Origin of the sequence: Chryseobacterium sp. OSA05B (assembly GCF_019970065.1) — a bacterium.
Taxonomy (GTDB): domain Bacteria; phylum Bacteroidota; class Bacteroidia; order Flavobacteriales; family Weeksellaceae; genus Chryseobacterium.
In genome coordinates, this window is record NZ_JAHXYH010000001.1 from 12346 (window position 1) to 25689 (window position 13344).

Genomic DNA, 13344 nt, shown 5'->3' on the forward strand with positions numbered 1-13344 from the left:
CAAACATGAAAAAACTTTACGCTACTATAGGATTATGTATTGCTGCACTGGTAAGTGCACAGGTTCCACAGGCTTTCAGCTACCAGACGATTGCTTTCAATGCTTCGGGAGCTCCCATTGCCAACGGAAATATTTCTTTAAAAGTAAGTATTCTGGAAAATACAGCTACAGGAAATGTTTTATATACTGAAACGCATACCAAAACAACCAATGCAAAAGGATTGGTTAATCTTAATATCGGTCAGGGAACACCTTCTACAGGGACATTTGCCGGAATCAACTGGGGAGCGAGTACTAAATTCGTGAAAGTAGAAATGGATCCTCAGGGAGGTTCAAACTATACCAATGTAGGGGTTAATCAGCTGATGAGTGTTCCTTATGCACAGGTGAGCAAAACGGTTGTTACAGGTGCTGGACAAGGCATTACACTTGTTTCTCCAAACGGAACCAATTATACTTTAAATGTCAATGATTCCGGAACGTTGAATCTGCCGGTAAGTTCGGGTTCAAGCACCCAATTGCCAGCCAATTTATATGTTTATGGAACTTATAATAACTTTAATGCAGCTTCTGCAGATCTTTTGAGAACCAATGTCACTAAAATAGGCTACAAATATCTGCCTGCCAATTCACAGATCAAATTCATTGCCGCTCAAAACGCGAGCGCTCAAAATTACGGATCTGACAGTCAGGGCAATCTGGTCATCAATGGAACTGCCTTTAATATTTCTTCCAACGGGTTCTATAAGATTGAAGTAACCAATAATCCCGGAAATCCTATAAAAACGTTCAATTTCAGTCCGGATGTTTCACTCAATACTTATGGATCTACACAGTCTCCGTTCACTTATACTCCCGCAACAAATAAATTCTCATTCAATATAACAGGAGCTACTTCTACAAACTTTACAGGATTTAAAATTAATCTTTCGCCGGGAGGAGCTACTAACAGCGAAGTATTGGGAGATAACCTGAATGATGGAAACTTTGACATCGGCGGATCATGGATTATGCTTCCCAACCTTACCAACACACCAAAAAGTTTCAAAATCGAATTCAATGTCAATTTTGATGCTACCGGAAGTTATACAATCACACCCATATAAATTTAAAGAGGCTCAGGCCTCTTTTTTTATGCAAAATACCGTTATAAAACAATCATATTTAGTAAATTTGTGATTCTTAAAAGTCAAATAATAAATAACAGTATAATGTCAGACAAATCAAAAATCTATTACACATTAACGGATGAGGCTCCGATGCTGGCTACACACTCATTTTTACCGATTGTGAAAGCTTTTACAAAATCAGCAAATATTGAAATCGCAGTTCCGGATATTTCTTTAGCCGGAAGAATCTTGGCGAACTTTCCTGAATTTTTGAAAGATGACCAGAGGATCGGTGATGCATTGGCTGAACTAGGTCAATTGGCGACTCAACCTGATGCCAACATTATCAAGTTACCGAATATTTCAGCTTCTGCTCCACAGTTGGATGAAGCTATCGCTGAATTACAGTCTAAAGGTTTCGCAGTTCCTAATTATCCTGCTGAGCCTAAAAATGACGAAGAAAAAGCAATCAAAGCTAAATATGCCAAAGTTTTAGGAAGTGCTGTAAACCCTGTGTTAAGAGAAGGAAATTCTGACAGACGTGCTCCAAAAGCGGTTAAAAACTATGCAAAAGCCAACCCTCACAGAATGGGTAACTGGGCTTCTGACAGCAATACAGACGTTGCTCACATGGAAAAAGGAGATTTCTACGGAACTGAAACTTCAACTACGGTAGAAAACGCTGCCAAATTTAAAATTATATTCAAAGGAAATGACGGTGCTGAAACGCTGTTAAAAGATTTCGCAGGTCTTCAAGCCGGAGAAGTAATTGATTCTTCTGTCATGAATTTAAACTCACTGAAAGCATTTGTTCAGCAGGCTATAGATGAGGCTAAAAACAGAAACGTACTTCTTTCTGCTCACCTTAAAGCTACGATGATGAAAATCTCCGACCCTATTATTTTCGGGGCTATCGTAGAAACGTTCTTTAAAGAGGTATTCGCAAAATACGCTGAGACGTTCAAGTCTTTAGATGTGAATCCAAATAACGGTCTTGCCGATCTTTTTGAAAAAATCAAAGGAAACGCTCAGGAAGCTGATATCAAAGCTGATATTGAAGCTGCTTTAGCTAACGGACCAAGAGTCGCTATGGTAAATTCTGACAAAGGAATTACCAATTTCCACGTTCCTTCTGACATCATCGTTGATGCATCTATGGCTGCATTGGTAAGAGGTGGCGGTAAAATGTGGAACAAAGAAGGAAACGAAGAAGATACGGTTTGTATCATTCCAGACCGTTCTTATGCAGGTTTCTATCAGTCGGTAATTGATGATATGAAAGCTCATGGAAAACTGGATCCTACCACAATGGGTTCTGTTCCAAACGTAGGTTTAATGGCTCAAAAAGCTGAAGAATATGGTTCTCACGACAAAACGTTCCAAGCATCTGCTGACGGAACGATTGAAGTTCAGAACGAAGCTGGAAACATCCTTCTTTCTCAAAAAGTAGAAACAGGTGATATTTTCAGAATGTGTCAGACTAAAGATGCTCCTATCCAGGACTGGGTGAAACTGGCTGTAAACAGATCAAGACTTTCTGATACGCCTGCGATCTTCTGGTTAGATAAAGGAAGAGCACACGACAGAGAGATCATCAAAAAAGTAGAAAAATATCTTAAGGATCACGATACAACAGGTCTTGACATCAGAATTCTTGATGTAAAAGATGCAATGACTGAAACCCTGAAGAGAGCAAGAGAAGGAAAAGATACGATCTCTGTTTCAGGAAATGTATTGAGAGACTATTTAACTGACCTTTTCCCTATCCTTGAACTGGGTACTTCTGCAAAAATGCTTTCTATCGTTCCATTGATGAACGGAGGTGGTTTATTCGAAACAGGTGCCGGAGGTTCTGCTCCAAAACACGTTGAGCAGTTCTTAGAAGAAGGGTATTTAAGATGGGATTCTCTGGGTGAATTCTTAGCACTTCAGGCTTCTTTAGAGCACTTGGCTCAGACGCAGGGAAATACTAAATCTCAGGTTCTGGCAGATACTTTGGATGAAGCTAATGCAAAATTCTTAGCTACTGATAAATCTCCTGCAAGAAAAGTAGGTCAGATCGACAACAGAGGTTCTCACTTCTATTTAGCGATGTACTGGGCAGAAGCTTTGGCTAACCAGACTGCAGATGCTGAATTAGCCGCTCATTTCGCTCCGGTTGCAGCAGCACTACAGGAAAGTGAAGAAGTAATCAACGCAGAATTAATAAGTGCTCAAGGTAAGCCGCAAAACATTGACGGTTATTACAAAACGGATACATACAAAACGTATGCAGCCATGAGACCAAGCACTGTTTTAAATGAAATCATTGACGGAATTTAATTTCCAGTTTTGATATAAATGAAAGCTCCTTTTTTAGGGGCTTTTTTTGTTTTAAGGTGAGGTTGAGGATAATAAGGATAAGACTAAGGTTATTATACCGTTGAATTAGGTTTTGGCTAAAGCCTATTGACTTTTTTATTAATGAAAACGGGCTAAAGCCATTCCCTATTGAATCTTCACAACAATATATGTAGCGGCGCCCCTAATCCCTAATCCCTAATCCCTAATCCCTAATCCCTAATCCCTATCATCTGCCACCTCACACCTACCCCTCTACAATAACCCTCCTGTGCGCCCTTCCCCAATTGATCATTTCAGCAATGATATTTCCAAAAGTCCGGCAGTATTCTGTTGGTTCATATTCAATTAAAACAGGTGTTTCAGGATAAACATTCCTTTTCAGCAGTTTATTAAGCTCCATGTCTTTAAGTTCTTTTGAAAGCATTCTAGTAGTGATTCCCGGAATGCTTCTTTCAATTTCACGGAAACGTCTGTTCCCGTTACAGATTGAATTGATTACAGGAATTCGCCACTTCCCTCCAATAAAATAAAGGGTATCCTGCAGGGCACGTAATTCTTCGGTCTGATCTCTTTCCATTTTGCAAAGTTAAATGATATCATTCATGATACTGGTATACTCTGTGATACTGATTACAAAAGTATACCAAATTCAAATAACTTTGTCAAAAATTTTAAGAAATGAAAAAATTCAATAACAAATTGGCATTAATCACCGGTGGAAATAGCGGAATCGGATATGCAACAGCAGAGGAACTCATTGCAGAAGGCGCTCAAGTCATCATTACAGGTAGAAGAAAAGAAGCTGTTGAAAAGGCCGCTCAGGAGCTCGGTGCGATTCCTTTTACAGCGGATCAGTCGAATCTTACTGATATTAACCTGTTAAAAGAAGAAGTTGAAATGAAATTTGGAACCATTGATATTCTGTTTATCAATGCCGGCATTACAGGAAGTCTCACTTCCATTGAAAAAATGAGTACCGAAAACTTTGACGAGGTAATGAACATTAATTTCCGGGGTGCTTATTTTACATTGAGCAAATTAATCCCGCTTCTTAATGAAGGCTCATCAGTTGTCGTTTTATCATCAATTGTCGCAGGAACCTATAAGCCAAACAGTTCAGTCTACCAGGCAAGCAAAGCCGCCTTAAACTCTATTGCTAAAACCGCCGCCGCAGAATTGGCTCCAAGAAAAATCAGAGTCAATATGATAAGCCCCGGTCCGACAAAAACTGAAATAATGAATAAAGCCGGCCTTGATGAAGATACTTTAAAAGGTATCAATGAATATCTGATCAGCGAAATTCCTTTAAAGAAAATGGGCACTGCTGAAGACGTGGCCAAACTTGTAACCTATCTTTCCGACCCTGTCGTTTCAAGCTTTATCACAGGCACTGAAATTATTATGGACGGAGGAATGGTCTTGTAACTAAAGAATGAACCAAAGGCCGGAAATGAATGAAGACTCAAACCAATTCCGGCGTCCTTGATTTTTAACCTAAAAAAAATCCATTCTCACCTTTCAATTTGTCCGGTTCACCTCATTTCAAATTTCAGAACCTTACCGAAGCTTCTACTTTTGACCCATAAAAAATGATATAATATGGACTCAGTAAAGAAAAAAAGAACAGTAAAGCCCATAGCCATTATATTTTTGGCAGTTATGGCCATCTTTGCCGTTTTACAGCTTTTCAACAAGCCTCTGGAAGGAAAACCTGTTGCAAAAAAAATCGAGGCTCCCCGTGAGGTTCTTGCGATTCTGGAAAACTCTTGTTTTAATTGTCACTCCAATGAACAGAAACTGAGTTGGTATGACAAAATAGCCCCTGTATCTTGGGCCGTCAATAAGGACATAAATAGAGCTAAAGAAGTATTAAACTTTTCGGAATGGAATTATTCCGCCGGGGAACATCAGGGAAAATTATATGCTATTTTAAATATGATGCAAAGCGGGAAAATGCCGCTTCATGAGTATACACTGCTTCATCCGTCAGCTAAAATCACGGAAAAAGATATTGAAACCATTAGAAAGTACACTCTTTCATTATCAGGTCTCACTTCCACAAAACAGGAAAAAGATCCGCACCAGAGTATTGGAACCCATCATAACTCCACTCCAGCGAAATTCCCAGTTTCTCCCAATGGAGTACAATATACAGATGCGTTTAAAAACTGGAAGGTCATCAGTATGAGTACGCTTTTCGATCATTCTATCAGGGTTATTTATGGAAATGATATTGCAGTAAAAGCCATTGAAACAGAAAATTTTCATCCTTGGCCGGATGGGAGCATCATTGTAAAATCTGTTTGGAAACAGGAAAATTTCGCAGACGGAGAAGTGAGAGCCGGCGAATTTGTTAATGCTCAGTTTATGGTCAAAGATGCTCATAAATACACCGATACGGAAGGTTGGGGATTTGCTAAATTTTCAGGAACTGACCTTCATCCAACGGGAAAAACAGCCTCATTCGCGAAAGAATCCTGTATCGCCTGTCACCGCCAGCTAGCCGAAAAAACGGGCTACTTATTTGATGTTCCCATGAAAGTGAATACCGAAAGATTAATTAAAAACCTTGAGAAATAATGAAAAAAATACTATTCATCACCCTGTCTATCTGTGCATTATTTACTGCCTGTAAAATCGATGAGCCGGATAAAGATTTAAAACGAATTGTTTTCGATCCCGGAGATTTGAAGTTCATTGCCACTTCATTAAATACAAAAAAGGAAACCTCATCCGCACTATACGGAAACCCGGAAGCTTTAGCCTCTTTATCAGATGAAAATAATCAATTAAAAAATGGTTCTGTGATCAAATTAGTCACCTGGAAGTACCATGATAATCCGCAATACATCGGAGGAACTATTACCGGTGAACTACTGAGTGTGGAAACCGTTCAGGCCGATAATAGCGGAAACATATCCTACAAAATGCAAAGCACTTCCGGAACTGGAAACATTCAGCCTGACAAAGAAGAACGAATACGGTATATCATGACTTACAAACCGGTTACAAGACCTTAAAAAATACTCTGAAGCTGAATATCCGGCTTCGGAGTGTTTTTATGTGAATGGGTAATTTTTTAATTGTCAATTTTGCTAAAGCAAGTCAATCGTTAATTTCCACAGCAAAAATTCAAAAGCGAAGCGAATTGACTATTCACGATTCACCATAACTATTCACCCCACTCTTCTTTTTACAAATAAAAAAACCTAATTTCACTTCTCAAAATCCCTGTTCTCATGCAACAGCAAAAAGTAAAAATTTCATCGGCCATCATCTGGATAAGCTCCCTCTTTCTGGGTATTTTATCTTCCGTTCCTCAGTTAGCTTCCCATGAATTCAACTGGAAAGAAGCCGCTGTAAATTCGGCAATAACGGCGGCATTTTCCGTGATCATGTGGTACCTCAATATTTATCTTTTAAACCGTAGTGCAGGAAAACGCAGACAGGATATTTCGTATTCCAGATTATTAACGGTCTTAGCATTCGGAATGGTCATTATGTTTGGACTGGCCTGGATCCAGCAGCTTATTTTATCGCATATCAATTTCGGTCCGGTGATGCTGATGGTAGAAGTAAGGGGAATTCTGATTAATTTAGTCTGTTATATGTTTCTGACTTTGCTTCAGAATAATTATGCAGGACAACAGATACAGCTGGAGCTTGAAAAAGTAAAAAGCGATAATCTGGGTGCCCAATATGAATTATTAAAACAACAGGTCAATCCCCATTTTCTGTTCAACAGCCTGAATACCTTAAAATCAATGGCAGAAACCAACGATTCGGAAACGGTGGACTTTGTTATCAAACTTTCTGACTTTTACAGATTCACGTTGGAAAGCAGAAAATTAGACCTTATTTCAGTCCGGGAAGAAATGAACATCATTGAAGCATATCTTTTTCTCCAGAAAGCGCGTTTTGGTGAAGGAATTACATTTACCAACGAACTTAAGCAGGAAGATCTTAAAACACTCATTCCTCCTTTTACGATGCAACTTCTGGTAGAAAACTGCATCAAGCACAATATTGTATCACAAAGCAAGCCGCTGCACATCAGGATCTACAGTTCGGAGGACAGAATCATTATTGAGAATCCGATCCAGCGAAAAATCGCGACAGAAGACTCCCTTGGCGTTGGCCTGGATAACATTAAAATGCGTTTCAGACATCTGCTGGAACAGGATATCGAAATTCATTCAGACGAAAAAATTTTTCAAATAAAACTACCCTTGATCCATGAATATCATCATCATTGAAGACGAATTTAGAGCGGCAAAGTCCCTTCAGAATCTTATTTTAGATTTAAAACCGGAATCTAAAATTCTTGGCGTTTATGACAGTATTGAAGCCAGTGTTGAAGCTTTATCAAAAGACATCAGGCCGGATCTTATTTTTATGGATATCCAGCTCTCAGACGGTCTTTCATTTGAGATCTTAAAAGCAGTGGATATAACCTGCCCTATCATTTTCTGTACTGCTTTCGATCAATATATGCTGGATGCATTCAAAAGCAAGGGAGTGGATTATGTGCTGAAACCTTTTTCCCGTGATGATATTTCGGAAGCTCTGAAAAAAGTTGACGAACTCAGGAAATTCTTCCAAAAGAATGAACTTCCCGATATTGAATCGCTGCTGCAGAAGATTAGCCAGCCTTCAGGGAAAACAAGTTTTCTTGTTTTTAAAAATCAAAAGTACACCACCATTGCCACCGAAAGTGTTGCCTATTTTTATATCCATAATGAAATAACGCATCTTGTCACTTTTGAAAAGGAGCAGTTTCAGCTTTCTCAACCCCTTGGACAGGTTGCAGAGCAGGTTTCCGGGAAAAAATTTTTCAGAATCAATCGACAGTATCTTGTCAATTTCAAAGCGATAAAGGAAATGGAGCATTACTTTCAGCGTAAAATTTTGGTTAAACTGATCATTGAAACGCCTGAAAAACTGCTTATCAATAAAGAGAAAACCCACAGTTTCTTCAGCTGGCTGGAGAACCGGTAACCTCTCAAATCTTAGACCTGAATATTTTCCGGGTTCGCCTTTCAATTTGTCCGGCTGACCCTTTTTTATATTCTTTCGCGCTTACTGAGCAACTACTTTTGAATCAAAATTAAAAGAAATGATTCTTAAAAACCTCTTAACCGTAAGCGCTTTTACGGTCTTCATGTTCGCAGCTTCTGCATTCATACAGAAAGACGAAATTAAAACAACCTCTAAAGACACAGCACCTGACAACAATGGCTTTGCAGTTTTGGAACTTTTTACTTCAGAAGGCTGTTCAAGCTGTCCTCCCGCAGATGACCTGATGGGACAGATCCAGAAAGAATACAAAGACCAACCGGTTTACATCCTTTCTTATCATGTAGACTACTGGAACCGTCTCGGGTGGAAAGACAGGTTCAGCAGTGCTGAAAATTCACAACGGCAACAAGCGTACAGCCGGCTTCTCAAATCACAAACTTACACACCACAATTGGTTGTGAATGGAAAAAATGAGTTTGTAGGTTCTGACCGAAACGCCATAGAAAACGCGATTCAAAAGGTTATTCCTGATTCTAAAAATACTTCTATAAACCTTTCCGCAGCTGTCTCACAAAAAGCAATCACCGTTAGTTTTAAAACAACTCAAGCTGATTCTCAAAGTAAATTAATGATTAATCTGGTTGAAAAGAAATCATCCACTCAGGTGAATGGCGGAGAAAATGAAGGGCATCGGCTGCTGCACTGGCAGATTGTGCATAAGCAAGAACATATCTCACTGAAAGATCATCCGGAAGGAACTTTGAATTTTACACTTCCAGAAAACTTCTCTCCGGATAACTGGGAAATCATTGGATTTATTCAGAATCCTAAAAACGGAATTATTTCTGGAGCATCCAAGGCTATCATTCAGTAAAATAGGTTAAAAATCATCATCCAACGAGTATAAACAATTGTTGGAGAATCACAAAGGCGCTAAGCTTTATCTAATTGAAAAATATTTTAAGGCGCTAGAAAATTAAAAATTTTCAGCAGGGAATAGATAATGAAAACGTCTTACAGCATACAGTTTCTCCTAAATTTGGCGCCTTTTCGATAACTAAGAAAAAATCATTCAAACAACAACAAAACTTAAAATAATAAAAACAATGAAAACAAAAACAACAAAAATCATCTACTGGTCAGGCATTATTTTCATGTCATTATGGTTCGGTGCCAGCGGTTTCTTTGAACTGACCAAAAATCCAGTGGTATGGGACATTACCCAACAACTTGGCTATCCGCCCCATTTCATCTACATTCTTGGTGTTTTTAAATTATCCGGAATCCTAGTACTTCTTATTCCCAATCGTTTATTAAGGCTTAAAGAATGGGTATTTGCAGGAATGTTTTTTGATATCATCTTTGCCTTCTTTTCAAAAATTGCCGTACTTGGTTTTGCAGCAACAACAGATGCTATTATCGCTTTTACGGTACTTTCTGTAACGTACATCATGTTCAGAAAACTGTATACACATGAACTGATATTTGGAGAAGCTTAGCAGGAATTTCACCTCTAAACGGATCAATTGATAAGTTAGAAATTCAGAATTGCACACTTCTTCTGTTTTTTAGTAAGGAAGAAAAAGCTAAAATTTGTCAAGCATTCAACTTATCAATGATCATTTAAGAGTTATAGAAAAAAATTTATGTTCCCCCAATCAGATGACTGTATGCCTTATTCATTTTCTACTTTACGTTGCTTTGGTTGGGGAATTTTTCAATCAATAAATCCTCCCGGAAATGAGAGGATTTTATTTTTAAATGATATCGTAGAAAACTTAAGTTAAGCTTATTGATACTCCTTGTTCCGTTAATTCATGAAACTCTCCGGAATCCATTCATAGGCTGTATCTTTTTTCCTTGTAAAGCCGAGTCCCGGCCATGGAAGATGATAGGCAAATGCTTTGGTCTTTGTTTCCGCCAGCTGCTGAAGAAGTTTCTTACGGGAGTCCGTAGCGATATCCAAATCGGTATCTCCTGAAAATCCCCATTCGGGATGTGGGAAAAGAATGACATCAGAATGGATCAGATCTGCCATATAGATCAGTCTTTCATTTCCTGAAGAAATCGTCATGATGGTAAGTCCCGGCGTATGTCCCGGAGCAAGCTGAAAATTGAAATGATCATATAATGGCTTTTTAAAGTCATAAAACTTCAGTTTTGGACGAATCGTTTTCAGGATATTCTGAAGAGGAGGAATCACTTGGTTAAGAAATTCCGGTTCGTTTTTTAAAAAGCTGTTTTTAAAATCTTTAAGGGAAGCCTGAAGCCAAAAATCATGCTCGATCTTTGAAATATATAAATCTGCATTCGGGAAAACCAGATTATTCTGCTTGTCCACCACTCCACCGATGTGATCCGGGTGAGCATGGGAAATAAAAACATCGGTAATATCTTTAGGTGAAAATCCTGCTTTCTGAAGACTTTTCAAAAGGAAACCTGTTCTTTCATCCGCAAAAATCCCCATTCCGGCATCCAGTAAAATCAGTCGGTTCTTTGTTTTAACGAGCAGCAGGTTCATCGCCATGTCGACATAATCATCGGGACGGAAATGATCTCTGAGAAGTTTTTTTAATTGAGGAACATCTGCCCGAGGAGAAAATGTATCAACGTTTTTTTCGTGAATGTATCCGTCGGTAAGAATATACAGATCCAGTTCTCCAAGTTTAATCTTTTTAAATGCTGAAAGATCATCCTCCGAATGGGGTAAAACCTGCTGTGTTCCGGCAAAAACATCAGAAAAAGGGACAAAACTTAATGCTCCTGCGAGGAGTCCGTTTCTTAAAAGTTCTCTTCTGTTCATAATTGAATAGGTGATTATTAATATTCCGGATTGCTGAAAAGTCATCAGGAATCCGGAAATATTATATTTTAGTTATTGACTAATTTCATAGAACCTTCTGTATACCTTTCACCAACGTTAGGATATTTTTTAAGAAGTGAATCAATCGTTTCCAGATCAGACTTTGAAAGATCGATATTCACCGCAGCAATATTTTCTTCCAGATATTTGATGCGTTTAGTTCCCGGAATCGGAATGATATCTTCTCCCTGATTCAGCACCCATGCTAAGGCAAGCTGGGTTCCTTTTACTCCTTTAGATTCGGCAAATTCATTGATTTCTCTTGCCAGATTTCTGTTGTTCTCAAGATATTCTTCCTGATAACGCGGAAGGGTCTTTCTGAAATCTTCATCACCGAAATTCTGTACTTCATTGATATTTGCGAAAAGGCCTCTAGCCAGTGGAGAATAAGGAACCAACGTAATTCCAAGCTCTCTGATCGTCGGAAGTATATCATTTTCTACATCTTTCGTCAGGATGGAATATTCTGACTGTAAAGCTGTAATCGGATGAATTTTATTCGCTTTTCTGATGGATTCCGCAGAAGCTTCTGATAATCCCAGGTATTTTACTTTTCCTTCTTTAACCAGTTCTGCCATCGCTTCAACTGTTTCTTCTACCGGAATATTCGGGTCTACCCTGTGCGCATAATACAGGTCAATGGTATCGATTTTCAGTCTCTGAAGGCTTAAATCAACAGCCTGTCTGATCCATTCGGGTGAGCCGTCAAAATACGTTCCGGGAGCTCCGCTGTGACTTGGTTTTCCGTCTTTAAATCTGAATCCGAATTTGGTCGCGATAAAGACCTTGTCTCTGTTGGGAACCAGAACTTTTGAAATTAACTTTTCATTTTCTCCGGCGGCGTACATGTCTGCCGTATCCCAGAAATTTACACCTAAGTCCAGTGCCTTGTGAAGCGTACTGATACTTTCCTGTTCATCTGCCGGGCCATAGGCAAAGCTCATTCCCATACATCCTAAACCTACTGCAGATAACTGCTCTCCTGTGTTTCCTAATTTTCTGAATTTCATAATGGGTTGTGATTTTAAATTGATAAGACAAAATTAGAATAAGAATAAGCCCTACACTCTATAGAATTCAAACCAAGAATTATAAAATTCAAACAACTTCCGTTCTGATGGCGTTGGGAGCCATTCCGGTCTGTTTTTTAAAGAAATTGGTAAAGTAAGCCGGTTCTTCAAATCCTAATCCGTAGGCAATCTCAGAAATGTTCCAATCAGTATGTTTCAGCAGTGCCGTGGCTTCCTGAACAATCCTTGAAGCGATCTGTTGGCTCGTAGTCTTTCCTGTCATTTCTTTCACAGAACGGTTTAACGAATTTACGTGAATGGAAAGGCTCTGCGCATAATCATTGGGGGTCTTCAGTTTCAGAAATGCTTCAGGGCTGTCAATGGGAAACTGCCTTTCCAACAGTTCCATAAATAATGAAGCAACACGCTGGGATGCGTTCTGATAGGGCTCAAAGTTATCAGCAGGATGCATTTTCATGGTTTCATGAATCATAAGATGAAGACAGGCACGAAGCATATCATACTTATGCATGTATTCGGATTCGATCTCTTTCATCATTTTGATAAAAAGATCCGAAATGGTTTTCTGCTGCTCTTCATCCACAAAAAACATGGGAGTTCCGCCAATTTTAAACAGCTGAGAATCCTGGAGATTTCCCAGACGTGTTCCGTTTTGTAAAAACTGGTCTGTAAAGAGGCAAAACCATCCTGTCTGATCCTCGTCATCCGCTTCCCACGAGTATGGAACTACAGGATTTGAGAACAAAAGTGCCGGACGGTCTACATAGATCCATTTGTCTGCATAATGAAGCTTTCCTTTTCCGATAATGAGTGATATTTTGTAATAATCCCTTCTGCTGTAAGGGGTTATCAGTGAACAACTTTCGCGTGTAAACACGTTAAAATGCCCTATCCCGGGAGTTCTGACAGCTTCCAGTCTTTCCACAGATGCATTCCGTAAATAAAATCCCTGTATTGTTTCTTTAGATTCCATACCACT

At 39.0% G+C, this 13344-nt stretch carries 13 protein-coding genes; 9 read left to right on the forward strand and 4 right to left on the reverse strand.

Features of this window, described 5'->3' with window-relative positions; genetic code table 11:
* Positions 1–5: 5 nt before the first annotated feature.
* Both LC419_RS00105 and LC419_RS00110 read left to right on the forward strand, forming a co-directional pair.
* Positions 6–1106 (forward strand): hypothetical protein, encoded by a 1101-nt coding sequence (locus tag LC419_RS00105; RefSeq protein WP_223605426.1) that lies wholly within the window; start codon positions 6–8, stop codon positions 1104–1106.
* A gap of 105 nt (positions 1107–1211) precedes the next feature.
* On the forward strand, positions 1212–3431 hold the full coding sequence (locus LC419_RS00110) for an NADP-dependent isocitrate dehydrogenase (RefSeq protein WP_223605427.1): 2220 nt from the start codon (positions 1212–1214) through the stop codon (positions 3429–3431).
* A gap of 265 nt (positions 3432–3696) precedes the next feature.
* On the opposite strand, the gene LC419_RS00115 is transcribed toward LC419_RS00110, so the two are convergent.
* Positions 3697–4029: a helix-turn-helix domain-containing protein gene (locus LC419_RS00115; protein WP_047451583.1), complete on the reverse strand. Its 333-nt coding sequence runs from the start codon at positions 4027–4029 to the stop codon at positions 3697–3699.
* A 101-nt stretch (positions 4030–4130) separates the two neighbouring features.
* On the opposite strand from LC419_RS00115, the gene LC419_RS00120 reads away from it, so the two are divergent.
* From LC419_RS00120 to LC419_RS00150, 7 genes are all read left to right on the forward strand, one after another.
* Positions 4131–4877, forward strand: coding sequence for an SDR family oxidoreductase (locus LC419_RS00120; protein ID WP_223605428.1), 747 nt, complete (start codon positions 4131–4133; stop codon positions 4875–4877).
* A 174-nt stretch (positions 4878–5051) separates the two neighbouring features.
* Positions 5052–6032, forward strand: coding sequence for a heme-binding domain-containing protein (locus LC419_RS00125; protein ID WP_223605429.1), 981 nt, complete (start codon positions 5052–5054; stop codon positions 6030–6032).
* Entirely contained in the window at positions 6032–6472 is a 441-nt protein-coding gene (locus LC419_RS00130) for a cytochrome P460 family protein (RefSeq protein WP_223605430.1), read from the forward strand. The genes LC419_RS00125 and LC419_RS00130 overlap by 1 nt, the downstream gene beginning before the upstream one ends.
* Before the next feature lie 219 nt (positions 6473–6691).
* On the forward strand, positions 6692–7708 hold the full coding sequence (locus tag LC419_RS00135; protein WP_223605431.1) for a sensor histidine kinase: 1017 nt from the start codon (positions 6692–6694) through the stop codon (positions 7706–7708).
* Entirely contained in the window at positions 7689–8450 is a 762-nt protein-coding gene (locus LC419_RS00140; RefSeq protein ID WP_223605432.1) for a LytTR family DNA-binding domain-containing protein, read from the forward strand. Before LC419_RS00135 ends, LC419_RS00140 begins: the two co-directional genes overlap by 20 nt.
* Positions 8451–8568: 118 nt before the next feature.
* Positions 8569–9345 carry a thioredoxin family protein gene (locus LC419_RS00145; protein WP_223605433.1) on the forward strand — a complete coding sequence of 259 codons (777 nt, stop codon included), beginning with the start codon at positions 8569–8571 and terminating at the stop codon, positions 9343–9345.
* A gap of 232 nt (positions 9346–9577) precedes the next feature.
* The gene (locus LC419_RS00150) at positions 9578–9970 is read left to right on the forward strand and encodes a DoxX family protein (protein ID WP_223605434.1); all 393 of its coding nucleotides are present in this window, start codon (positions 9578–9580) and stop codon (positions 9968–9970) included.
* Between the two features lie 311 nt (positions 9971–10281).
* On the opposite strand, the gene LC419_RS00155 is transcribed toward LC419_RS00150, so the two are convergent.
* From LC419_RS00155 to LC419_RS00165, 3 genes are all read right to left on the reverse strand, one after another.
* Entirely contained in the window at positions 10282–11274 is a 993-nt protein-coding gene (locus tag LC419_RS00155; protein WP_223605435.1) for an MBL fold metallo-hydrolase, read from the reverse strand.
* A gap of 68 nt (positions 11275–11342) precedes the next feature.
* The gene (locus LC419_RS00160) at positions 11343–12344 is read right to left on the reverse strand and encodes an aldo/keto reductase (RefSeq protein ID WP_223605436.1); all 1002 of its coding nucleotides are present in this window, start codon (positions 12342–12344) and stop codon (positions 11343–11345) included.
* Between the two features lie 88 nt (positions 12345–12432).
* On the reverse strand, positions 12433–13338 hold the full coding sequence (locus LC419_RS00165; protein WP_223605437.1) for an AraC family transcriptional regulator: 906 nt from the start codon (positions 13336–13338) through the stop codon (positions 12433–12435).
* Positions 13339–13344 lie beyond the last annotated feature (6 nt).